This is a genomic window from Flavisericum labens (genome assembly GCF_045446075.1).
Classification (GTDB): domain Bacteria; phylum Bacteroidota; class Bacteroidia; order Flavobacteriales; family Flavobacteriaceae; genus Flavisericum; species Flavisericum labens.
On sequence record NZ_JBJJBQ010000002.1, the window covers coordinates 410,857 to 434,199 of the forward strand.

The 23,343-nt window shown below is 36.0% G+C and carries 16 protein-coding genes and 1 tRNA gene; 8 read left to right on the forward strand and 9 right to left on the reverse strand.

Features of this window, described 5'->3' with window-relative positions:
- Positions 1 to 198: 198 nt before the first annotated feature.
- Entirely contained in the window at positions 199 to 3,387 is a 3,189-nt protein-coding gene (ccsA, locus tag ACIEHO_RS05520; protein ID WP_406969477.1) for a cytochrome c biogenesis protein CcsA, read from the forward strand.
- Positions 3,388 to 3,432: 45 nt separating this feature from the next.
- On the opposite strand, the gene ACIEHO_RS05525 is transcribed toward ccsA, so the two are convergent.
- Positions 3,433 to 4,155 carry a DUF3307 domain-containing protein gene (locus ACIEHO_RS05525; RefSeq protein WP_406969479.1) on the reverse strand — a complete coding sequence of 241 codons (723 nt, stop codon included), beginning with the start codon at positions 4,153 to 4,155 and terminating at the stop codon, positions 3,433 to 3,435.
- On the reverse strand, positions 4,149 to 4,751 hold the full coding sequence (locus tag ACIEHO_RS05530; protein WP_406969481.1) for a transcriptional regulator: 603 nt from the start codon (positions 4,749 to 4,751) through the stop codon (positions 4,149 to 4,151). The genes ACIEHO_RS05525 and ACIEHO_RS05530 overlap by 7 nt, the downstream gene beginning before the upstream one ends.
- 233 nt (positions 4,752 to 4,984) lie before the next feature.
- On the opposite strand from ACIEHO_RS05530, the gene mscL reads away from it, so the two are divergent.
- Genes mscL through ACIEHO_RS05545 form a run of 3 tightly spaced genes read left to right on the forward strand, consistent with a single transcriptional unit; the run spans position 4,985 to position 6,540 of the window.
- On the forward strand, positions 4,985 to 5,425 hold the full coding sequence (mscL, locus tag ACIEHO_RS05535; RefSeq protein ID WP_406969483.1) for a large conductance mechanosensitive channel protein MscL: 441 nt from the start codon (positions 4,985 to 4,987) through the stop codon (positions 5,423 to 5,425).
- Positions 5,426 to 5,438: 13 nt separating this feature from the next.
- Positions 5,439 to 5,594, forward strand: coding sequence for a hypothetical protein (locus tag ACIEHO_RS05540; protein ID WP_406969485.1), 156 nt, complete (start codon positions 5,439 to 5,441; stop codon positions 5,592 to 5,594).
- Positions 5,595 to 5,643: 49 nt separating this feature from the next.
- On the forward strand, positions 5,644 to 6,540 hold the full coding sequence (locus ACIEHO_RS05545) for a DUF2167 domain-containing protein (protein ID WP_406969487.1): 897 nt from the start codon (positions 5,644 to 5,646) through the stop codon (positions 6,538 to 6,540).
- Positions 6,541 to 6,698: 158 nt separating this feature from the next.
- On the opposite strand, the gene ACIEHO_RS05550 is transcribed toward ACIEHO_RS05545, so the two are convergent.
- The 3 genes from ACIEHO_RS05550 to ACIEHO_RS05560 form a co-directional block, all read right to left on the reverse strand.
- A complete protein-coding gene (locus tag ACIEHO_RS05550; protein WP_406969489.1) occupies positions 6,699 to 7,358 on the reverse strand; it encodes an HAD family hydrolase in 660 nt (219 codons plus the stop codon).
- A 182-nt stretch (positions 7,359 to 7,540) separates the two neighbouring features.
- Entirely contained in the window at positions 7,541 to 9,166 is a 1,626-nt protein-coding gene (gene pckA / locus ACIEHO_RS05555; RefSeq protein ID WP_406969491.1) for a phosphoenolpyruvate carboxykinase (ATP), read from the reverse strand.
- Positions 9,167 to 9,200: 34 nt separating this feature from the next.
- Positions 9,201 to 11,042: an SLC13 family permease gene (locus ACIEHO_RS05560; protein ID WP_406969493.1), complete on the reverse strand. Its 1,842-nt coding sequence runs from the start codon at positions 11,040 to 11,042 to the stop codon at positions 9,201 to 9,203.
- Positions 11,043 to 11,314: 272 nt separating this feature from the next.
- Between ACIEHO_RS05560 and bshB1 the strand changes: the two genes are divergently transcribed.
- Both bshB1 and ACIEHO_RS05570 read left to right on the forward strand, forming a co-directional pair.
- Positions 11,315 to 12,031 (forward strand): bacillithiol biosynthesis deacetylase BshB1, encoded by a 717-nt coding sequence (bshB1, locus tag ACIEHO_RS05565; RefSeq protein ID WP_406969494.1) that lies wholly within the window; start codon positions 11,315 to 11,317, stop codon positions 12,029 to 12,031.
- 114 nt (positions 12,032 to 12,145) lie between these two features.
- A tRNA-His gene (locus tag ACIEHO_RS05570) sits at positions 12,146 to 12,221 on the forward strand.
- An 80-nt stretch (positions 12,222 to 12,301) separates the two neighbouring features.
- On the opposite strand, the gene ACIEHO_RS05575 is transcribed toward ACIEHO_RS05570, so the two are convergent.
- The 3 genes from ACIEHO_RS05575 to ACIEHO_RS05585 all read right to left on the reverse strand — a co-directional run bounded on the left by ACIEHO_RS05575 (position 12,302) and on the right by ACIEHO_RS05585 (position 14,927).
- Positions 12,302 to 13,309 carry a M28 family metallopeptidase gene (locus ACIEHO_RS05575; protein WP_406969496.1) on the reverse strand — a complete coding sequence of 336 codons (1,008 nt, stop codon included), beginning with the start codon at positions 13,307 to 13,309 and terminating at the stop codon, positions 12,302 to 12,304.
- A 67-nt stretch (positions 13,310 to 13,376) separates the two neighbouring features.
- Entirely contained in the window at positions 13,377 to 14,429 is a 1,053-nt protein-coding gene (locus tag ACIEHO_RS05580; RefSeq protein ID WP_406969498.1) for a M28 family peptidase, read from the reverse strand.
- Positions 14,430 to 14,558: 129 nt separating this feature from the next.
- Positions 14,559 to 14,927: an FUSC family protein gene (locus tag ACIEHO_RS05585; protein ID WP_406969500.1), complete on the reverse strand. Its 369-nt coding sequence runs from the start codon at positions 14,925 to 14,927 to the stop codon at positions 14,559 to 14,561.
- A gap of 542 nt (positions 14,928 to 15,469) precedes the next feature.
- On the opposite strand from ACIEHO_RS05585, the gene ACIEHO_RS05590 reads away from it, so the two are divergent.
- Positions 15,470 to 16,312 carry a universal stress protein gene (locus ACIEHO_RS05590; protein WP_406969502.1) on the forward strand — a complete coding sequence of 281 codons (843 nt, stop codon included), beginning with the start codon at positions 15,470 to 15,472 and terminating at the stop codon, positions 16,310 to 16,312.
- A gap of 118 nt (positions 16,313 to 16,430) precedes the next feature.
- The gene (locus ACIEHO_RS05595; protein ID WP_406969504.1) at positions 16,431 to 19,844 is read left to right on the forward strand and encodes a tetratricopeptide repeat protein; all 3,414 of its coding nucleotides are present in this window, start codon (positions 16,431 to 16,433) and stop codon (positions 19,842 to 19,844) included.
- Here the strand turns inward: ACIEHO_RS05595 and ACIEHO_RS05600 are convergent, their stop codons facing one another.
- Complete coding sequence (locus ACIEHO_RS05600) at positions 19,845 to 23,330, reverse strand: 4Fe-4S binding protein (RefSeq protein WP_406969506.1); 3,486 nt, start codon at positions 23,328 to 23,330, stop codon at positions 19,845 to 19,847.
- Positions 23,331 to 23,343: the final 13 nt, after the last annotated feature.

Sequence of the window (23,343 nt, forward strand, 5' to 3'; positions counted from 1 at the left end):
ATTTCATAAACGACGAACTCTGAGATTTTACATCTTCACTAGATAATCCATTATCAGCTTCAAAAACCTGAACGACTTCATTTCTCCAATCTTCCGTCTCCAAACTTCTAGCTGCGGTCTCCCAACTTTTTATAACACTTTAACATCCTAGAATAAACTTAAATCCCTAAATTTGCACGAGCTTAAAAAGAGGCGTTTATGATACAAAAAAAACTGGCCAATATTTTCTTTTCAACTAGGCTAACCGCCGTATTATTTATTGCTTTTGCTGCTGCTATGGCTACTGGAACGATTTTGGACGCCGGGCAGGGAACTTCGCCAACTCCATATACCAGAAATCTGATTTACAATGCCTGGTGGTTCGAGGCTATTATGGTGTTTTTTGTCATTAATTTTGTTGGAAACATTTTTAGGTTCAGACTTTATAAAAAGGAAAGATGGGCTACTTTTATTTTACATATCTCTTTTATATTTATTCTTTTGGGAGCATTTATTACGCGGTATGCAAGTTTTGAAGGCATGATGGCCATCCGTGAAGGCGCTACCGAAAACACATTTCTATCACAAAAAACATATATCACGACTTATATTGACGGTGATTATAAGATTGATGGCGTGCCACAGCGCTTGCCTATTGAGCGTGAGGTCGATTTTTCAGGTAGAATGGAAAACGATTTTAAAATTGAAACCAAATACAACGAACAGCCCGTTACCATTGAATTAGAAAAATTTATTGTTGGTGCCGAAGAAGACATTGTTCCTGACGAAAACGGCGAGGAATATTTAAAAATTGTGGAAGCCAGTCAATCTGGGCCACACAACCACTTTTTAAAAGTTGGGCAGGTAAGTAGCATCCATAATGTGCTTTTTGCCCTAAATAAACCAACGAGTGGTGCTATAAATATTACTTATCAGGGCGATTCGCTTACTATTGAATCTCCTTTTGAAGGCGAATACATGACCATGGCAACAAGAGCGCAAGGTAAATTGCAGAAAGACAGCTTGCAGCCATTACATCTCCGTTCGCGCTACGTTATTGGTAACATGCAAATGGTGTTTCCGAAGCCTGTGGTTAAAGGCCGATTTGATGTGGTTGAAGCTTCAAAAATTCTAAAGAGCAATGAGGATGGCGTTTTACTAAAAGTAACCACTAATGGTGAATCTAAACAAGTGGGCGTTATAGGGGGAAAAGGTTCCAATAGTAGGTTTAAACAAACGGAAGTAGGTGGCTTAGACTTTGCTTTTAGATATGGGTCTAAAGTACTGGAATTGCCTTTTTCAATCAAATTAAATGATTTTGAAGCCGAGCGCTATCCCGGTACAGAACGGGGTTATTCGGCATACTCGAGTAAGGTAACTGTAATTGACGATAGAAGTGAAGATTTCGATTATAAAATCTATATGAATAATATTTTAGACCACGGTGGTTATAGGTTTTTCCAATCTAGTTTTGATCCCGATGAGAAGGGAACCATCCTTTCGGTAAACCACGACTATTGGGGTTCACTCATTACCTATATAGGTTATTTTATGTTGTATTTTGGTTTGATGGCTATTCTCTTTAGCAAGCATTCGCGTTTTGGCGATTTGAAAAGGCATCTCGAAAATGTAAAGTCTAAAAAAGCAAAACTACTAGGTGTAATAGTGTTGTGTTTTGGTCTTAATGGTTTTGCTCAGGAGCACTCGGCAAACGATGGCCACAACCATACCAAAACAACCAAAGCACAAATCGATTCCATTTTAAAGGCGAATATAACACCTAAAGAGCATGCCGATAAATTTGGGCATTTGGTGATTCAGGATTTAAGCGGGCGTATGATGCCTGTAAATACCTATGCATCTGAAATGCTTCGTAAATTAAGCAAACACGATGTTTACGAAGATATTAATGCCAACCAGGTGTTTCTTTCTATTCAAGAAAGTCCAATGCTTTGGTACAACGTACCTATTATTTACTTGAAACCGAAAAAAGGTGATTCCATTCGGTCACTTATCAATATTCCTAAATCTGAAAAGTATGTCGCACTGGCCGATTTTTTTACCGATAAAGGTGAATATAAATTAGCGCCTTTTTTAGATGAAGCCTACAAAGCGCAAGTGCCCAACGGATTTCAAAAGGAATTTAAAGAGACCGATCAACGGGTTAGTTTATTGTACAACGCTATCGAAGGAATGTCCTTAAAAATATTCCCAATCCCTAATGATGACAACAACAAATGGATTTCGGCTTACGATTACAGAAAAGATTCTTCGAAGATAAGCGATTCGCTTTACGGTAACTTTGTGAAAAATGGTTTCAGGACTTATTTGTTCACTTTAAACCAAGCGAAGCAAACGGGTAATTTTTCGGAAGCTGAAAAACTTTTAGAAGCCTTCAAAAAAACACAGTACCGCTACGGAAGCGAAGTGATGCTCAGCGACGATAAAATCAAAACCGAAATCATTTATAACAAATATGATATATTTAAAAAGCTATTTAGTTGGTATTTGTATGCTGGCTTTTTAATGTTCGTTTTGTTGATTGTTCAGATTTTTAACGAAACGAGTAAGCCGTTAAATTTGGCTGTTAATGTTTTTAAATGGATAATCGTCGGGTTGTTTGCTCTGCACACGACAGGTTTAATTGTGAGATGGTATATCTCTGGTCATGCACCATGGAGTGATGCCTACGAATCGATGATTTATGTAGCTTGGGCAACGATGTTTTTTGGTTTGGCTTTTGGAAGAAAAAGTGATTTAACCTTGGCTTCTACCGCTTTTGTAACGTCTATGATTTTAATGATTGCCCATTGGAACTGGATGGATCCCGCTATAGCTAACTTACAACCTGTTTTAAACAGCTACTGGTTGATGATTCACGTGGCTGTTATTGTGGCTAGTTACGGGCCATTTACATTGGGTATGATATTAGGGGTGGTATCGTTGTTGCTCATGATTTTTACAACCAAATCCAATAGAGCCAAAATGGATTTAAACATCAAGGAACTTACTATTATCAACGAAATGGCTTTAACAGTAGGTTTGGTAATGTTAACGATTGGAAACTTTTTGGGCGGCATGTGGGCCAACGAAAGTTGGGGCCGCTATTGGGGTTGGGACCCTAAAGAAACTTGGGCCCTTATTAGTATTATGGTTTACGCTTTTGTAATCCATGCGCGCTTAGTACCAGGATTGCGAAGTCGTTGGTTTTTTAACCTGATGTCTATTATTGCTTTTGCCAGTATCATCATGACCTATTTTGGTGTAAACTTTTATCTGGCTGGCCTTCATAGTTACGCCAGTGGCGACCAAATTGTTAGCGTTAAGTTTATCAGCATAACCTGTGTTTTGGTGGCAATTTTAGCTTTTTTTGCTTATCGCGGGTATGCTAAGTTTTATAAAAAGTAAATAAGAATAGTAATGATTTTCAAAAATTGAAAATTCTGTACACTATTAACCTTCAAAAGCACTCAAAACGTAATTATACCCCAGCCCAAATGCAATGGCAAGCCCAAAACTAAGAAGTGTACCTATTAAAATGTACTCGGTTAGTTTTCGGTCTTTGGCCTTCGATAAATCACCAAAACGAAATACTGATTTGGCTGCGATTAAAAGGCCTACGCCTTCCCAATGGTTGGTGATAATAAAAATAAAAACGAATAGGCGCTCTAAAATACCAATATAAGCCCCGGCGTCTTTAAGTGAGGCTTCTTCGGTGTATTCGGTAAGGTCCCATTTGGATATCAAGGTTTTCATAATGATAGATGATACTTTGGTAACGCCCAAAATACAGATTAAGGCCAACAAGGTTTTTGTGTTAAAAAGTAGTTCGAAATCAATGTTGTAAGGCTGATAAAGCTTAACCACTAAAGCAATAACGAGTAGGTGCGCCAATTGGTCTAAAGCAAAGAGCCATCGATTGTTGAAATGCGGTTTTAGGTGCAATTTGATGACATCGATAAGGTAATGCGATACTCCAATAATTATAATCCCCAGCCAATATTTAAAATTGAATTGTAAAATCAATACCAATGCACAAACATGAATGAAAACGTGCCAGTATAAAAATTTCGATTTGTGCTTGTGTTCTTCCTTATGGAATACCCATTTTTGTGGTTGCAGTAAAAAATCGCCCACTAAATGGGCCAGAATTAATTTTAAGGCTAAAGTTAGCATAAGGTTTGTATTTGGGTTCTAAAATAGTGCAAGAGTTTTAAAGTTTCGTCAAAACCAGCACGTTTTAGTCCTTGGCTTATGTTGCCTTGGGTCTTTCCTAAAAGTTTTGCAATTTGGCTTTGGTTTAAATTGGGGTTTTCTAAAGCTGTTTTAACCAACATTGCCGAATTGCTCGTCCAATTATCCCAGGTTAATAGAGCTAGCTCCAGCATGAGGTTTATTGAGGTATCGAAGGGTTCAAATGGTGATTTTAAGGCTAATCTTGTTTTTTTAAGGTTTTCAAAACATTCACCAGAATGAACAAAAGCACTACCGTTGGCCTCGGTTATTTTTTGGGAGTCATAGGTTTTATCACCTATTCCAATGGCTAGCCTAACATCCAGTCCGTCAAATTGTTTAATACTAGCTTTAATAAAAACACAGGCTTCCAAAGCATGTTTTGGGTTAACTTCTAATTGAAAGCTGTCGCCTCTGTATATTTCCCAAGCAGAGGGCGGTTTTCCATACTTGTTTAAGACAGACTTTAGAGCCTCTAGCCACAGTTTGGGCTGTGCTTTCTGGGAATTGATGATGTCGCCTGTTATAATACTGGTCATGCTTTTTGTGAGTGGATTGTTCAAATCTATAAAATAATATTCAAATTGCCAAAATATTAGCTTATAAACTAATAATATTAAATATTAGCTTAAAAGATTATAATTAGTAATATTGCTTTTTGGGGTGATAATTTTTTCAATTTTATTTGAAAGGCATTAAATTTTCATTTATGTACATCAAGAACTAAAACCAAGTTCCATTTATATTTGTAATCAAATTAAAAACAAGACATATGAAGTTAATAAAGGAATTTAAAGAGTTTGCTGTAAAAGGCAATATGATAGATATGGCCATAGGTATTATAATTGGCGCGTCGTTTAATAAAGTGATAGATGTATTGGTGAAACAGGTATTTTTGCCACCATTGTCTCTACTCACCAATGGTGTTAATTTTGAAGAAAGACGTATAATTTTAAGAGATGCAGCAACTGATGCTGAAGGCGCCATTTTAACAGATGAGGTAGCTATTGGCTATGGTGCACTGGGCGAGGTCGTTCTCGATTTTTTAATTATCGGGTTTACCGTATTTATTGTTGTAAAGTTTATGAACCGCCTGAAAAACCGCGCACAAGATACTAAGGATAAAACTGTAGCGACACCTAAGGATATTGAATTACTAACCAATCTGAATACCCTAATGGAGGAACAGAATAAACTTTTAAAAACAAAATAATAAGCAAGTATATATGGCGAAAAAAGGAAGGGAAAAGAACACCAAAAATAAAGCAAAGCATGCCAAGCTAATGGCGCAAAAGAAAAATAAGAAGAAAAATGAACTGGCCTTTAGAAGAGAACGATTGAAGCAGATTATCGAAAAAACGAAAGAAAATTCGGGTGAATAAAAATAAAAATTACCTTTATAGGCTAAACAATAACTAAAGAACCCCGATTATGAACAAACTTACACTGGCATTTTTGCTGTTTTTCACGATTCAGATTAATGCCCAAGACGAGGTAGATTCCTTAGCTATCCAACAAGAAATTTATTCTATGGTGTTAGATAGTATTAACCATTCATTCACCTACCAGCGCGGCGAAGTCATACTAAATGGCGGTTTAGCTATATTAAATGTCCCAGAGGGTTTTAAGTTTTTGAATGGAGAACAAAGTAAACGTGTTTTAACCGATTTATGGGGAAATCCGCCAAGCGAGCCTCTTGGACTACTGTTCCCCGAAAACATGACACCCATGCACGAGGCGTTTACATATGCCGTAGAAATTGAATATGCAGAAGAAGGCTATATTGATGATGATGAAGCCGAAGACCTTGATTACGACGATTTGCTCGAAGAAATGCAGGAAGACATAATAGCTGCAAACCCAGAACGTACCGCACAAGGTTATCCTACTATGGAGTTGGTAGGTTGGGCTTCACCACCATACTACAATCAAGACACTAAAAAGTTGCATTGGGCAAAAGAATTAAAGTTTGAAGATTATGAGGTTAATACACTTAATTACAACATTAGGGTATTGGGCAGAAAAGGTTATTTAAACCTAAACGCGATTGGAGATATTAATATACTCGATACGTTTAATGCCGATAGAGACCAAATTTTACACAGTGTAGAATTTACGCCAGGAAACCGATATTCAGATTTTAACCCAGATATTGATGAAGTGGCAGCTTATGGTATTGGCGGTTTAATTGCCGGTAAAGTCTTGGCAAAAGTTGGTTTCTTTGCTGTAATATTAAAATTTTGGAAGTTTATAGCCATTGGCGCTGTGGCCTTGTTTAGTGGTTTTCGTAAAAAGATTTTTGGCGGCAATAAAGAAGAGGAGGCCTAAAAAATTAAAATAGTTTTTTAAAAAGAGGTCTAAAAAAGTGATGAACATAGGTCATTGCAGGAAACTATTATCTTGAAGCCATCTCATAACCAAAAAACTTGGATTTTAGAAGATTGCTTTATAATTTTCGTAAAAACGACTTATTTAGACCTCTTTAATTATTTAAAAAGGTGGCTAATTTTTGAAAAAGCAATTTCGTCGAAATTATTGATGACCATATCAGCCTTACTGTAATCTTGATTTTTCGAGTGAAAGCTATCGTAGCCCACACAAAATATGCCTGCAGCTATTGCCGCTTCAACGCCGTTGGTTGAATCTTCAATAACCATGCATTCCTCTCTTTTAAAACCGGTGGATTCAGCTGATTTTATGAAAATTTCGGGATCTGGCTTAGATTGTTTTAGATCGCCACCACTAAACTTGGCCTTAAAATATTGGTTTAAATCAAAACGTTCAAAAATTTGTTTAATGCCCCCCATGGAAGCAGAAGATCCTAAAACTAGAGTTAATCCGTTACTGTAATAATCTTTTATTAAATCCAATACACCATCAATAAGTCCAAGTTCAGAATCGGTTTCAAAAAACTGTTTGTAATGTTTGCGTTTCAAAGCCACTAAACTTTCGGGAGATTGTTCTAATTTAAAATGGTCACGTAAACGCTTGCATATGTTGATGGTGGATTGTCCGGTAAATGATTGATAAAGCTCTGGTGAAACGTCAATCCCAATTTCATCAAACATATCATGGTAGGCTTTATTGTGCATGGGCTCACTATCTATAATAACCCCGTCCATATCGAAAATAACGGCTTTTAGCATTTTAATCTTTTTTTTTTGCGAATATATTGAAATAAGGGTAGGTTTAAAAAAAATGCTCTTTAAGATAGTGTTAGTTAAAAGTACTTTTTTATAATTCCGGTTTTGAATATTAAACATGACAGGTTTAATACAAAACAAAAGGGGACTAAAAGCCCCCTTTGGAGTGTATAACAACCAACAAATTAAAAGTGTTCATGTAAATGATGATGTTCATCAATTAATGGGCCACCTTCAATAATTTGTTCAGATGCTTGTTGAGCAAACTTTTCAAAGTTTAAATGGAATGAATGGGCTAATTGAATCGCTTTTCCAATATAAGCGCCTTTCTGTAGCCACGTATTCATAGGGTCAAGTATTTCAGATGGTACACCTGGACAATATTTAGGCATAAACAATCCGAAAATAAAATTCTGTTCGTAATCAACATTATCAAGTTCTCCATTTAGAATTGCGGTAATCATAGCTCTGGTATACTTTAGTTTTATACGTGAGCCCACGCCGTAAGGGCCACCGCTCCATCCCGTGTTGATAAGCCAAACGTTTACGCCTGCCTCTTGCATTTTTTCGCTCAGCATTTCACCATAAACTGTTGGATGCAAAGGCATAAAGGGTTCGCCAAAGCAAGCCGAGAACGATGGGACAGGTTCTGTTATTCCGGCTTCTGTTCCAGCCACTTTTGCGGTGTATCCAGATATAAAGTGATATGCTGCCTGGCCTGGTGTAAGTTTTGAAACTGGAGGCAATACACCAAAAGCATCACAGGTTAGGAAGAAAATATTCTTAGGATTGTTGGCATACAAAGTTTCCTGAATATTTTTAATGTGATGAATGGGGTAGCTTACACGTGTATTTTGTGTTATACTACTGTTTTTGTAATCAGGTTCGTCATTGTCTTTAAAGACTACGTTTTCAAGCAAGGCACCAGGTTTTACCGCTTTAAAAATATCGGGTTCTTTTTCTTCAGAAAGGTCTATAACTTTAGCATAGCAGCCGCCCTCGAAATTGAAAATGGTGTTGTCGGCCGTCCATCCATGCTCATCATCACCAATTAATTTTCTTTCAGGATCTGCCGAAAGTGTTGTTTTACCCGTACCTGATAATCCAAAGAAGATAGCCGTATCGCCATATTTGCCTACGTTAGCCGAACAGTGCATGGGTAGGACGTTTTTTTCAATCGGAAGAATCATATTTAAGGCTGAGAAAATACCTTTTTTCATTTCACCGGTATAAGCAGAGCCTCCAATCAATGCTATCTTTTGGGTGAAGTTTATAATAGAAAAATTGCCTTGGCGAATGCCGTATGCTTTGGGCTCTTGACAGACATAGCCTGGGGCACAAAGAATGAGCCAGTCTTCTTTAAAGTTTTCCAATTCCTTTTCGCTGGGTCTTAAAAACATGTTGTAAACAAACATGTTAGACCAAGGAAGTTCTGTTATGGTTCTTATATTGGTTCTAAACTCAGGTTCCGCACATGCATATCCATCTCTCGCATAAACTTCCTTTCCTGAAAGATATTTTGTTATTTCTTGTTTTAATTTGTTAAAATTTTCAGGAGAAACAGGTTTATTGGTTTTGCCCCACCATACTTTTTCTGCGGTGTAATCATCTTTTACTAAGAACCTATCTTGCGGAGAACGCCCAGTGAATTTTCCGGTGTTCACGGCCAATGTGCCATTAGCGGTTTCTTTCCCCATGCCTTTTTTCACCGTAATTTTTTGGAGTTCCTCTGGAGATAGATTCCAGTTTACCTTCACATTTTTTAGTCCATATTTTTTCAAATCAGGACTGTTAATTGCTGCTGTTTCCATGATGTTATGTTTTAAGGTTCTTAATTACATATTCTTAAAATGGCCAGATTGTTGGAACAAGTAATAAGGTTATTGTAAAAAATAGAAGTAGGAGCGGGGCACCAACTTTCAGGTAATCCATAAATTTATAAGCGCCGGCGGTCATTACCATAGCGTTGGTAGTGGTTCCAATAGGCGTTAAAAATGCAGTAGAAGCACTAATGGCAACTACAATCATAAAAGGTTCAGGTGATAGGTTAAGCGAACTTGCGGCCAAAATAGCAATGGGAGCCATTAATACGGCTGTGGCAGAGTTGTTAATTACCTGGCTAAATGTAGTGGTTAGTAAAAATACACCACCTAAAAGAGCTATGGGATGTATGGCTCCTAAATAGTCAACCAAAGCATTGGCAATAATTTGTGCGGTACCAGTCTTTTGAAGTGCTATGCCCATGGGAATCATAGCGGCAATCATAACCACACTAGTCCAGCTTATACCTTTGTAAGCCTTAGATATAGGTACACAACCTGTTAATAATACAATACCAGCAGAAATTAAAGCGGCAATAGATCCAGGTACAATTTTAAAGACCATAAATACAATCATTAAAATAAGGGCACCCAATGCTATATAAGACCTAAAGTTTAGTTTTTCCACGTTTTTAGCCATGCCTTCCGGACTGCCAATAATGACTAAGTTTTCGTGTTGCTTTTTTAGGTCATCTATATTTTCCCAAGTTCCGCGTATTAAAAAGGCGTCACCAGCTTTTACAGTAATTTCCTTTTCTAACAAGGGCTCTCTGTTACGTGAGGCTGCCAAAAGCTGAATGCCGAATCTTTTAAAATAATCGCCCAATTTATATTTTCTTCCTACTAACATAGAATTTGGGTTAACAATAATTTCGGTCATACCTACCTCTTGGTTTATTAAATTGTTTTTTAACTCATCGGCAATCGGATCTAGAGGTAAAAGACCTAATCTAAAATTTATCATCAATTTATTAATGGCTTCTGTATCACCTTTCACAGTAATGATATCGTGATATAAAAACTCAGTGCTAGGGTCTGGAAACTCAATAAATTGAGGTACCTTTTTTAAAATATTTGGGTGTCGTCTTTTTATACGGATTATGGAAACATTATAATTTTTTTCAAATAGCCAAGTTTCTATTTTTGTATTGAGCAATGGTGAAATTGAACGTACACGGAGTCGGTAATAACCACTATCTACTTTGTAGGATTCAATCCAATTGTGTAAAGTAGATTCAATATTAACGGGCTTGTTGTTGGTTTTGTTTTTAGGAAGTAGCTTAAAGCCAACAAATCTAAAATACAGAATGGCAACAATAAGTAATGGAAGCCCTATCAATCCAAACTCAAAAAATGAAAATCCTTCAAAACCTGCATCAATCAGTGCATTACTTGCAATAATGTTTGGTGGTGTTCCGGTTAAAGTAAGCAAACCACCTGTATTAGAACCAAAAGCAACAGGCATGAGCATTTTTGATGGTAATGTGCCAATGCTCCAAGCCGATGAAATAGTAAGTGGCATCAATGTAGCTACGGTTCCTGTGTTACTTACAAATCCAGATAAGACACCTGCTCCTAATGTGACAATAGCGAGAAGTTTCGGAACACTTTTTCCGGCCCATTCTACAAACTTTTTACCAGCCATGGCTGTCCAACCCGTTTGGGCAATACCCTCGCCAATAATAAATAGTGCTGCAATCATAATAACGGTAGGGTTGCTAAACCCGCTTAAGGTTTCTTGGGCAGTTAAAATACCGGTTAAAAACAAACTTAGCATGGATATTAGTGCTACAATATCTGGTGTAAATTTTCCCCAAACGAAAAGACCAATGGTAACAACTAAAATGAAGAGCATTAAATAAATCATATCTTGATTTTCTTTTTTAGATTTGAAACTTAATTTGTGTTCAGTAATAATAGTGTAAAATTACTTTGGTAACGGCTTTTTAATTATGATATATATCATAATTGCGCTATACAAGGCATTTTTTAATTATTGTTATATTTAGCATACAAAAAATGAAGAATGTGTTATCGAATACGTTTTCGTTGTTGGGTGTTTAATAATTATTGATTTTTTTACTGAATATTTTGAAGTAACCAATTACAAGTTGGGGATAAAATAGAAATAAAATGACTATGAAATTAGATATTTTGGCCATAGGTGCCCATCCGGATGATGTTGAATTGGGCTGTGGTGGTACCATTGCAAAGGAAGTGGCCAGTGGTAAGAATGTGGGGATTCTCGACTTAACAAGAGGAGAACTGGGTACACGGGGCTCTGCTGAAATAAGAGATGAAGAAGCCACAAATTCTGCTGAAATATTGGGGGTTTCGGTAAGGGAAAACCTCAGGTTTGCCGATGGATTTTTTGTAAATGATAAAACCCACCAATTAGAAATAATTAGAATAATTAGAAAGTATCAGCCTGAAATTGTATTGTGTAATGCCGTTGATGATAGACATATTGACCACGGTAAGGCTAGTAAACTGGCTAGTGATGCTTGTTTTTTAAGTGGATTGATTAAAATTGAAACTACTCTTAATGGGAAATCGCAAGAACCATGGAGACCAAAACAGGTATATCATTTTATACAATGGAAAAACCTAGAACCAGATATAGCTGTTGATATATCGGGGTATATCGATAAAAAAATGGAATCGGTTTTAGCATATAAAACACAGTTTTTTAACGAAAGTAGTAAAGAGCCCCAAACACCCATATCAAGTAAAAATTTCACAGATAGTGTGATTTATAGAGCGAGGGATTTGGGTCGGCTAGTAGGAGTGGAACATGCAGAAGGTTTTACTGTAGAGCGAAATGTTACTGTTGATAGTTTATTCGATTTGAAATAGTTGGATTTAAGCTCGGTTTTTATTTTTTATTTTGACTCAAAATATTAAAAAAGATTTTGTAGATACCATTGAAAACATTTACATTTGCACACGCATTACAAAATGCAGTTACACGGTGGTTGTAGCTCAGTTGGTTAGAGCATTGGTTTGTGGTACCAAGGGTCGCCGGTTCGAATCCGGTCTTCCACCCAAAAAGCAAAAGCCTTTCAAGAAATTGAAAGGTTTTTTTGTTTTATAATAAGGCAATCATCGTATTTAAATGATTTATAATTAATCCAGCCTTACCCGCTCAGCTCTATTGGCAAGTTCCCATGCCGTATGAAAGATTAACCGAGCTCGGGTTTCTAAAAATTCATAATTAATCTTGTCTGGCGTGTCTGTAGGTTTGTGGTAATCGGCATGTGTTCCGTTAAAGTAAAAAATAACCGGAATGTTGTGTTTTGCAAAATTATAGTGGTCTGATCGGTAATAAAAACGATTTGGGTCATCATCTTCGTTATAAGTGTAGTCAAACTCCAGATTGAAATAGGTTTTGTTGACTTCTTCAGAAAGGTCATGCAATTCTTTGCTTAATTTGTCTGAGCCTATTAAGTATAAATAGTTTTTCCCTCCTTCGTGTTTGGAATCTACGCGTCCTATCATGTCTATATTTAAATTAGCAACGGTGTTTTCTAATGGTACTATTGGATTCTCTTCGGTATAATAACGTGATCCGTAAAGTCCCAATTCTTCACCTGTAACGTGTAAAAATAAAATGCTTCGTTTAGGGCCATGCCCATCGCTTTGCGCCACCTTAAAAGCTTTAGCCATTTCTATTATGGCAACAGTGCCAGAGCCGTCGTCATCGGCACCGTTGTTTATGTCTCCGTTCCCTGTAATTCCAATATGATCGAGGTGTGCCGAAATAACAATGACTTCGTCTGACTTTTCACTACCTTTTATGTAAGCTAAAACATTTTCGGAATCTTTGATGCCACTTGGAAAATAGGACGCTGGAATTTCCTGGTAATAGTCACCTTCTGAAATGGGAGAGGAGATACCAGCATCAAGGTAATGGCTTTTTATGAATTCTATAGCCTTTTTTTGGCCAGGTTCACCCGTTTTTCGACCTTCAAAATCATCAGAGGCATAAACATATAGCATATCTTTAAGCTCTGATGCAGTAATGGTTTTGGCATATGTTTCTGGACTTGCGGTTTTGTTTTGTCCATTTTTATCTTGAGAACTACAAGATGAAATGGTTATGACCGTAGAAATAAATAGAGCTAATATTTTCAAAGCAGTAAGTTTTAAATGCGTATTCCTATAATACAAAAAATGTATTTAGATTGGTATAGCTTTTAGGCTATTTTAACAATTCGTTATTGTCGTCTGTTGTCAATCGACGTTTTTGGTTAGCGATTTGCCATGCCGTAGCAAAAATGAGTTTCGTTCTTTTTTCTAAAAGCTTAAAGTTTATTTTATCTGGAGTATCAGTTTCTTTGTGATAGTCATCGTGCTCGCCGTTAAAATAAAAAATAACAGGAATGCCCTCAAGAGCAAAGTTGTAATGGTCTGAACGTGAATAGTAGTTATTTACCTCGTCTTTGACATTATACCTGTAATCGATATCGATATCGAAATATGTGCTGTTTACCTTTTCTGAAAGAAAGTGCAACTCTTTGCTTAATCTGTCGGATCCAATAAGGTAAATGTAGTTTTCATTACCTTTTTGCTCGTTATCAACCCTTCCTATCATGTCTATGTTAAGGTTTGCAATTGTTTCGCTTAAAGGGAAAACAGGATTTTTTATATAAAATTCAGAACCACGTTGTCCAATTTCTTCCGCAGTTAAATGAAGAAACAAAATACTTCTTTTTGGACCATCACCTTGTTGTTTAGCCAGTTTAAATGCTTGTGCCATTTCCATAAGAGCTACGTTGCCAGAGCCGTCATCATCAGCGCCATGAAAAATTTTCCCGTTTTTGGATGTGCCAAGATGGTCTAAATGAGCCGAAATTATTATGACCTCCTCAGGCTTTTCATTACCTTCAATAAATGCCAAAACATTTTCAGAGCTATTGTATTTGTATTCAAAAAAGCTTGAAGGAACGGTCTGAAAGTATTGACCTTTTCCCATGGGTGATGAAATGTTTTCGTTTTCATAATAGTGTTTTAAAAAAACAGCCGCCTTTTTCTGCCCAGGTTCACCAACTTTTCTACCCTCAAATTCAGTAGAGCAAAACTGGTATAGATGTGATTTTAACTCATCTGCAGTGATGGTGTTTGCATATTTTGTAACTAAAACGCTGTCCTCAAGCTTTATGCTGTTTTTTAGGTTTTCGATTTTTGTGGTGTACTTTGGAGAGGCACATGTGCCAACCAAGGTTAAGAGAGAGAGAATAGTAAAAGTTTTCATTTGTGTTCAAATAGGTTTAATCCCATGCAACTTACAATCAAAACATTCTCTGGGGCTGGAAAACTTTTTATTGTGCGAGATTCATATAAAAATCTACGGCAAAGATATAAAAAAAGGAGAAATACCTTACTATTCTGCTAGAATATCTTCCAATCCACTTTTGTTAATTTCAATTTTATCTAATTGAATATCATCTAGCTCTTTAATTGTTTCTTCTAGTTTGGTTTCCTTGGCTTCCAAGCCTTCTGTATTGCCAATTTTAATTTCAGTGAAAATCGCTTTGTAAATAGCAATGGTTAAAGCCAATATAGTTAATAGAAAGGTAAACTGGATGATTTTTTTTACCTGCCCCGTTCTTTTAGAAAGATAGAACGCTCCTGTTCCAAAAACAAGGGCTGCGATAGACGGAAAAATGGCTAAATTTGAAACAGGTAAAACGGCCAGTAAAATGGCCAAAAACGAGGATATTATAGCAAAAATGGTAAATAGCTTTTTCATTTTATAAAGAGTTTAGTTTTTTAGACCAGTGGCCGATTTATTTTTAAGTTCGCCAGTTCCTTACAGGTATTTTATTCTTACCATATACTGGTATTTTGTTATCGTCGTCCATTAGCTATAGAGTCATAAGCAACCGGATAAACACGGGGTTATTGCTATCTGATTTACGTAACTCTCGCATAAATCTCTAATTTTTTTTTTAAAACTATCTACCTGGTTGTAGGTTATGGCCGTACATTTTAAGTGTATAAGAGTAGCTTTTGATGTATTTATAGGGCTAGTTTCCATGTAACCTGAGTTAAATCGGTTAATATCCCAAACATAACGTTACACTATCATTTATTATGCCTAAAAATAGGATGCTTGAAATTATTATGCTGATTTTTGTAAGTTTTTGGATGGGTTTTGTCAACTGATTTTTATCATAGTTTTATTTCAAGTACTCCAATATATTTGAGTATAAATCAGTTTTTTGTATTTTAATTTAAGCTTCCTGATTAGAAATAATTTTTTGGAATACAAGAAAATAAAATTCAAATCATATGAAAAGAGTTTTGCTACCCACGGATTTTTCCAGAAACTCCATTAATGCTATTCATTATGCCTTGGATTTGCTGAAAAAGGAAAGTTGCCAGTTTTATGTTTTGAATGTTCAAAAGGCATCTTCTTTTATTTCAGATGATATGATGGTGGTCAATTCATCAGCTACTATCTATAAAACCTTAATCGATGCGGCAAAAAAGTCTATTCAGAATATCATTGTTGGGGTAAAGAAAGAATTTGATAACGAAAGGCATGAATTTCATCCGATAATAGATTACGATAATTTTATAGATTCTATTAATCAAGTTTGTGAAACCCGTAACATCGACTTGATTATTATGGGTACAAAGGGCGCGTCAGGTTTAGATAAAGTTATTTTTGGCAGCAACACAGTGCGTGTTATGCAGCGTTGTGTAGCACCTGTATTGGCAGTTCCAAACGACTATAAATTCAATGGATTGGGCTCTGTAGCCTTTATGACTAAAAATATAACCTTTACTGATAATAGCGATTTAAAGGCCCTAGCTGATTTACTTCATGGTGATTCTTTAAAACTAAAAGTACTTCATGTTTCAGATGTCCAAAATAAAGTAATTGAACAAAACCTAAACATGGAATTCTTTAAAACCCATTTTCCAGAGGCCAAGCACAAATTTATAAAATTTGAAGGTGCAGATGTTTTTGGTGCAGTTCATAATTACATAGAAGACGATGGTGTTGAGTTGCTCGCTATGATGAGTAAAAAGCATTCTTTTTTAGAACGATTGTTTACAAGGCACACTGTTGAAACTTTTGCATTTAAAATAGATGTCCCTTTTTTGGTTATGCATAAAAATAGCTGAAACTGTTTTTGAGATTAAAAATTTTAGAATTATGGACAAACAGATAATGTTCAACAATTTTTATTGTTAAATATTAACTAGTAACTTTATGAAATTATCGACCAATCCTTAATTTTATATGAAGTTCAATTTCATTGCCATAGTATTTTTTCTTTGTCTTCATAACATATTTAGCCAAACCTCTAGGCTTGATAGTTTGCAAATTGAACTAAAAAAGGCAGGGCACGACTCCTTAAAAGTTCAGGTTCTTAAGGATATTTCCTGGGAATATTTGAACAACCGGTCCAATATACAAATGGCTGAAAAATATATTGATAGTGTTTATTATTTAAGCAAAGAGATACGGTTGGAGTGGGGTATAGCAGTGGCTAAATACCAGTACGGCGTTTTAGAACGGCAGAAGGGAAACTATACAGAGGCCTTGGCATATTTTGATGAGTATATTGAGTTTTCAAATAAGACAGACGACCAAATCGATTTGGCTAATGGACTATACCAAAAGGCTGTAATATTCGATAATAAAGGTAGGTATACCGAAAGCTTAAAAATTTATTACAAGATACTTAAGATTTATGAGGCCAACAATGACGAGTATAGTACTGCTAATATACTCAACAGTCTTGGTGAAATATTGAAAAAATCAGATAGGCTTGATGAGGCTATGGTGAATTATAATAAGGCACTAAACATCTTTATAAAACTTGATGCGAAAGCCGATATGGCTAATTGCTATTACAATATAGGAACCACTTATGCAATCCAGAAAAAATACGATGATGCGCTTAAGTATTTAAATAAGGCCCTGGAGCTAGACAAGCAAGTTAATAGTCTATGGGGTACGGCTTACGATTATGAGTCTATTGGCGAGGTATATTTTCTGCGAGAAAATTATAATGACGCCTTGCAAGTTCATTTAAAGGCTCTAGGTATACGGGAAAAACTTCAGCAAAAAAGAGAACTGTCGGCCGCTCATACACAAGTAGGATTAGATTATTTAATGCTTAAAGACTATATAAGGGCCAAAGAAAATTTAGAACGCGCTTTGTTCTTTGCTGAAGATGTGGGCTCTAATGCAGAATTGCAAAATGCTTATAAATGGCTTTCTAAACTTTATGAGGAAACGTTACAACACAAACAAGCACTAGAATTTCACAAAAAGTTTATTGCTGTTAAGGATAGTGTTTTTAACGAAACCAAGTCGAAACAGCTTCAGGAATTACAAGAAAGGTTTAATTCAGAAAGGAAACAGGCCGATATTTTAGCGTTGGAAAAAGATGCGGAAATCAAGGATTTAAAGCTAAGGCGTCAAGGTACTTTGAGAAATATACTTATAGCACTGGCTATTTCAGTGATTGTACTGTCGTTTTTATTGTACAATAGGTATACGTTCAAGCACCGTGTTAAAATAGAGGCTATAGAGAAAAAAAGACAAATTGAAGAAGCCCAAAGAAAGACCGAGTACGAAAAGCAAAGGGTTTTGGAATTGGAAAAAATAGATACATTAAAAGATCAGTTTTTGGCAAATACATCACACGAATTGCGCACGCCGCTTAATGGCATTATTGGACTTTCGGAATCTCTAAAGGATGGAGCTGCAGGTAAGTTGTCTGCAAGGGCAATAGAAAATTTAGATATGATAGCCAACAGTGGTAAACGCTTGTCAAATTTAGTTAACGATATTTTAGATTTTTCAAAACTTAAAAATAAAGACCTAAAACTGTCTTTACAACCTGTTGATTTATATTCGGTTTCAAAATTGGTGATTAAGGTATCAGAGACATTGGTTAATGGAAAATCCATAAAACTTATCAATGCTATTCCTAAGAATGTAGTTTTAGTAGAGGCTGATGAAAATAGATTGCAACAAATACTTTATAATTTAATAGGGAACGCCATAAAGTTTACAGAGGAAGGAAAAGTTGAAATTAAAACCGAGGAGTTAAATGGTAAGGTGGCTATTTCTATTACGGATACGGGAATTGGCATTCCAGAAAATAAATTTGACGATATTTTTAAATCTTTTGAGCAGTTAGATGGCTCAAATATTCGGGCTCACGGCGGCACTGGTTTGGGGCTTTCGGTTACTAAGCAATTGGTAGAACTTCATGGAGGGAATATTGAAGTCCATTCCAAAGTTGGGGAAGGGTCAAAATTTACTTTTACCTTGTCCGTTAGCGATAAAACTCGTGAGGATATTGGGATAAAAGGGACTGAGGAAATTGAAGAGCAAGTTCAAATAATGAGTTCTGAAAACCAGGAAATTATTTCATCAATAGAAAATAATGATAGAAAGCATATAAAAATATTGATTGTCGATGATGAGCCAATAAATAGGCGAGTGCTGGAAAACCATTTAACCCTTGCGAATTATCAAGTTGTAGAAGCCAATAATGGTAAGGAAGCTTTAGAGCTTATTGAAAATGATGATTTTGATTTGGTTCTGTTGGATATTATGATGCCAACCATGTCGGGATATGAGGTTTGCGAAATTATCAGAAAAACAAAATCACCAAGTGAGTTGCCGATAGTAATGCTAACCGCAAAAAATAGGGTAAGCGATTTGGTTACGGGCTTTAATTTAGGAGCCAATGATTATTTAACCAAACCATTTTCGAAAAACGAGTTGCTTAGCAGGATTAAAATGCATTTAAACTTAAATGGAATCCACAAAGCTACAAGCCGATTTGTGCCATCAGAATTTTTAAAATCAGTTGGGAGAGAGGCAATAACAGATGTGGTTTTAGGCGATTTTACTGAAAAGAAAGTAACGGTAATGTTTGCTGACGTTAGAGATTACACCAGTCTTTCTGAGTCCATGACGCCGAAGCAAAATTTTAAGTTTGTGAATGCTTATGTAGGCCGAATGGGACCCTTAATTCAAAACAATGGCGGATTTGTCAATCAATATTTGGGAGATGGTATTATGGCTTTATTTCCTGAAAAGGCGTGCCATGCACTACAGGCTTCAATAGCGATGCAAAAAACTATTTTAGTGTATAATAAAAGACGTGTTTCAGAAGGTTTTAAACCAATTTCAATTGGTATTGGCCTTCATACAGGGGATCTGGTTATGGGAATTATTGGCGATAGTAAAAGAAATGATACCGCAATAATAGCTGACACTGTGAATACTGCCTCGCGGATGGAAGGCGTCACCAAGTATTACGGCGCGAATATTATTATTAGTGAAGACAGTTTAGATACCATCGATAACAAAAACAATTATAACTTTAGGTATTTAGGAAAAGTAAGGGTGAAGGGCAAGAGCAAACCTGTAGGCATTTATGAATGTTTTGATGGAGATGATAGGACAAGTGTGGAGCAAAAACTAAAAACAATCAAAACTTTTGAAAAAGGATTGAAATATTTTTTCAATAAAGAATTTCCAAAGGCATCTGCCGCTTTTGATAAGGTTTTAACCAAAAACCCACAAGATTATGTGGCGAACTATTTTGTAACCAAATCTGCAGAATATACCATTTCAGGAACGTCTGAAGATTGGGATAAGGTGAATATTATAAATACTAAATAATCACTTACTTATTTTAAGCTGTTTTTTTATTTTATTGTCTTGAATTAATTTGGCTCTGTTTATAACACCTATCGATGCCATGGCCAGATATTTGTTAAATCTGTTGTCTACTGTGTTTTGCATTTGCCTAATTAAGGAGCTTAACTGTTCATTGTCTTTTTCAAATAATTTTGAAAAACGACCTTCTAATTTTAGATAGTCCTGAATTTTAATTGAAGGAACATCAGAATCTAATTGCAAGGTGTTCAATCGTTTTTCAGCACGTTTTGGGTTATTTCTATACAGTAACCATTGTCCCGAATTGACAGCCGCTTTATGGTATTGTGATGGGTTTTTCATGTCAATTCCGTGTGATTCACTGTGACAATAAGCAATAATTATGGAAGGGCCATCAAAATTTTCAGCTTCATTAAAAGCTTTTAAAGTTTGCTCTTGGTCGGCTCCAATGGCTACCGATGCCACATAAACATCTTCATAAGTCATGGCAAGAAGCCCTAAATCTTTCTTCTGTTTTTGTATGCCGTTATATGAAAATTTTGCTGCTGCACCAAACGGCGTCGCCTTTGATGCTTGTGCGCCTGTATTGTCGTAAACTTCATTGTCTAATACCAAAATATTAATGTTTTTTCCAGTAGCAATTGCATGGTCCAATCCTCCATAACCTATATCGTATGCCCAACCATCACCACCAACAATCCAAATACTTTTTTTGACTAAACTGTCGGCAATCTCCAAAAGCTGCTTTGCTTCGGGGTTGTGAAGATTAAATAATTGTTCCTTAAGTTTTGTAACCCGCGATTGCTGCTGGGCAATTTCAGTTTCATTTTGTTGCGATGCCTCAAGAATATCATTTGCTAAGTCAGCCTCTGTATTTGGAATAAGTTTTTTAAGAAGTTGTTTGGCTTGGTTTTTTTGATGGTCAAGTGATAATCTAAATCCCAAACCAAATTCAGCATTGTCTTCAAACAATGAGTTTGACCATGCAGGACCTTGTCCTTTTGCGTTTTTGGACCAAGGCGTTGTAGGTAAAGCACCTCCAAAAATAGAACTTGCGCCAGTTGCATTGGCCATGAGTAATCTGTTTCCAAATAATTGTGATAACAGTTTTAAATAGGGTGCTTCACCACAACCTTCAACACCACTTGAATATTTAAATAAAGGTTCTTGTAATTGTTGCTGGCTCACTTTGTTGACGTTAATATTGGTCCTTTTAAATTCCGGAAGTGATTCAAAGAAATGCCAGTTTTCTTTTTCCAAAGTTAATGTTTCGGTTTTACCAACCATTATTAATGCCTTAGCAGGACAGGCATCTATGCAGTTGTTGCAGCCATTACATTGCTCAGGATTGGTTTGGATGGTGTAATTCATCAAATCAAAATCTTCAGAAACTATATACTTAAAGTTTTCTGGTGAAGCTTCTAAGTATCTGTCTTCAAAAACTTTAATTCTTAGTGCCGCCTGTGGACAGGCCATACTGCACGCACCACATTGAGTACATAAATTGGTATTCCAATTAGGGGTGTAATTGTTATTTTTAATAGAAGCATATTTTGAGGTGTCAGTTGGATAAGTACCATCTTTTGGTAGTAGGCTAACCGGCACATCATTGCCTTTGTTGTTTAAAAGGTGCTCCAAAAGTGATGAGCTGTAAATATCATTAAAGCCGACATGAATTAATTCTTCTTTGTTAATAATTGTTGTGTCAACTTTATAAATAAATTCGTTAAAATTAATTTGGATATCATCAAAAAACATGTCTTTTTTTATAGCTAAAAAACACGCATGGAACTCTGAAATATCTATGTTGTTATGAACGCTAATTGTTTTTATTTCATCTATGTTTACAATCAAAAGCTGTATGTTTTTCTTTGTAATTAAATTTTGTGTATTAACCGATAGTGATTGCCAAAATGCTTTTGATGTTTGAGAAGTATTAACCAAGAGTATGCCTCTCGATTTAAGTTTTTTAATTACATCAGTGTTTTGAGCGAAGTGGGCATGTTGGCAACCTATAAAATCGGCTTGTTCTATTAAATATGGTGCTTTTATTTGTTTGGAATCGATGCGTAAATGCGCCACATTATAGCTGTTGGATTTCTTATAATCGCATTCAATATAACCTTGAACAAAGACGTTTTCTTTTGTTCCTATTCGTTTTAAAGTATTTGTAAAACTTTCTGTAGCCGGTTTGTTTTTTTCTTGATAAAATATGGCTTGGTATTGATTAATTATTATGGGGATAGTTTCAGAATAGTCCAAACTTAAATTTGTTACGTCGTCGTTAATGCCAATTGTAAAGTTGTTTTTCGGTTGCTCTTGTTTTAGGTTGTTGAAAACGGCTTGCACCATGGATGGCGTGAATTCTTTTGAAGATAGGCCATAACGGCCTCCAACAACTTTAGGAAAATGCGAAATTTTTCTATTTTGAAGAGCGTCCAAAATAGATTGAAGTACATCTAAATATAAGGGTTCCCCAGTGCTTCCCGGTTCTTTTGTTCTATCTAAAACAGAAATTCCTTTTACTGATTTTGGTAATGCTGCAATAAGATGTTTTGTGCTAAAAGGTCGAAACAGCCTCACTTTTATTAAACCATATTTCTCACCTTCTAAGTTTAGTTGATTGATTGTGGCTTCGATAGTTTCGGTAGATGAGGCCATTGAAATTATAACCTGTTCTGCCATGGGATGACCAACATAATCAAAAAGCTTATACTTTCTGTAGGTAAGACGGCCAAACAAATCCATTTTATTTTGTACAATATCTGGACATAATTTATAGAATGAATTAATCGCTTCCCGGCTTTGGAAAAATACATCTGCTCCTTGGGATGTTCCTCTTAAAACAGGGCTGTTGGGATTTAAAGCACGTTTTTTGTGCTTTTGGATTTCATTTTGGTCAATTAGTGAAAGAATAGTAGCATCGTCAATTACGTGAATTTTATTGATTTCATGCGAAGTTCTAAATCCGTCAAAAAAGTGAACAAATGGTATTTTGGACTCTAAAGAAGCGGCTTGAGAAATTAAAGCAAAATCATGGGATTCCTGCACAGAGGCACTTGCTAACATGGCATAACCAGATTGGCGCACAGCCATAATATCGCTGTGGTCTCCAAAAACAGAAAGGGCATGTGTGGCTATACTTCGTGTTGCTACATGAATAACGTTTGGGATAAGTTCTGCGGCTATTTTATACATATTCGGTAGCATAAGCAATAAACCTTGTGACGCCGTAAATGTTGATGACAGTGTTCCAGTTTGCAGGGCACCATGCATGGCCCCGGCTACTCCAGATTCGCTTTGCATTTGAAAAACAGAAGGGGTGTATCCAAATCCGTTCGGTTTGTTTTCGGCACTCCATTGTTCTACCAGTTCACTCATTTCTGAGGCTGGTGTAATAGGATAAATAGGAAACACCTCGTTGGTTTTATAAGCTATTTGAGCTACGGCCTGATTGGCATTTAATATGTTATGGATAGCGGATTTCATTTTTATGGTGTTG

What these genes read in the sequence shown, in the direction of transcription:
- ccsA (WP_406969477.1), top strand. Translation starts at nt 199, where the DNA reads ATGATACAAAAAAAACTGGCCAATATTTTCTTTTCAACTAGGCTAACC.
- ACIEHO_RS05525 (WP_406969479.1), bottom strand. Translation starts at nt 4,155, where the DNA reads ATGCTAACTTTAGCCTTAAAATTAATTCTGGCCCATTTAGTGGGCGAT.
- ACIEHO_RS05530 (WP_406969481.1), bottom strand. Translation starts at nt 4,751, where the DNA reads ATGACCAGTATTATAACAGGCGACATCATCAATTCCCAGAAAGCACAG.
- mscL (WP_406969483.1), top strand. Translation starts at nt 4,985, where the DNA reads ATGAAGTTAATAAAGGAATTTAAAGAGTTTGCTGTAAAAGGCAATATG.
- ACIEHO_RS05540 (WP_406969485.1), top strand. Translation starts at nt 5,439, where the DNA reads ATGGCGAAAAAAGGAAGGGAAAAGAACACCAAAAATAAAGCAAAGCAT.
- ACIEHO_RS05545 (WP_406969487.1), top strand. Translation starts at nt 5,644, where the DNA reads ATGAACAAACTTACACTGGCATTTTTGCTGTTTTTCACGATTCAGATT.
- ACIEHO_RS05550 (WP_406969489.1), bottom strand. Translation starts at nt 7,358, where the DNA reads ATGCTAAAAGCCGTTATTTTCGATATGGACGGGGTTATTATAGATAGT.
- pckA (WP_406969491.1), bottom strand. Translation starts at nt 9,166, where the DNA reads ATGGAAACAGCAGCAATTAACAGTCCTGATTTGAAAAAATATGGACTA.
- ACIEHO_RS05560 (WP_406969493.1), bottom strand. Translation starts at nt 11,042, where the DNA reads ATGATTTATTTAATGCTCTTCATTTTAGTTGTTACCATTGGTCTTTTC.
- bshB1 (WP_406969494.1), top strand. Translation starts at nt 11,315, where the DNA reads ATGAAATTAGATATTTTGGCCATAGGTGCCCATCCGGATGATGTTGAA.
- ACIEHO_RS05580 (WP_406969498.1), bottom strand. Translation starts at nt 14,429, where the DNA reads ATGAAAACTTTTACTATTCTCTCTCTCTTAACCTTGGTTGGCACATGT.
- ACIEHO_RS05585 (WP_406969500.1), bottom strand. Translation starts at nt 14,927, where the DNA reads ATGAAAAAGCTATTTACCATTTTTGCTATAATATCCTCGTTTTTGGCC.
- ACIEHO_RS05590 (WP_406969502.1), top strand. Translation starts at nt 15,470, where the DNA reads ATGAAAAGAGTTTTGCTACCCACGGATTTTTCCAGAAACTCCATTAAT.
- ACIEHO_RS05595 (WP_406969504.1), top strand. Translation starts at nt 16,431, where the DNA reads ATGAAGTTCAATTTCATTGCCATAGTATTTTTTCTTTGTCTTCATAAC.
- ACIEHO_RS05600 (WP_406969506.1), bottom strand. Translation starts at nt 23,330, where the DNA reads ATGAAATCCGCTATCCATAACATATTAAATGCCAATCAGGCCGTAGCT.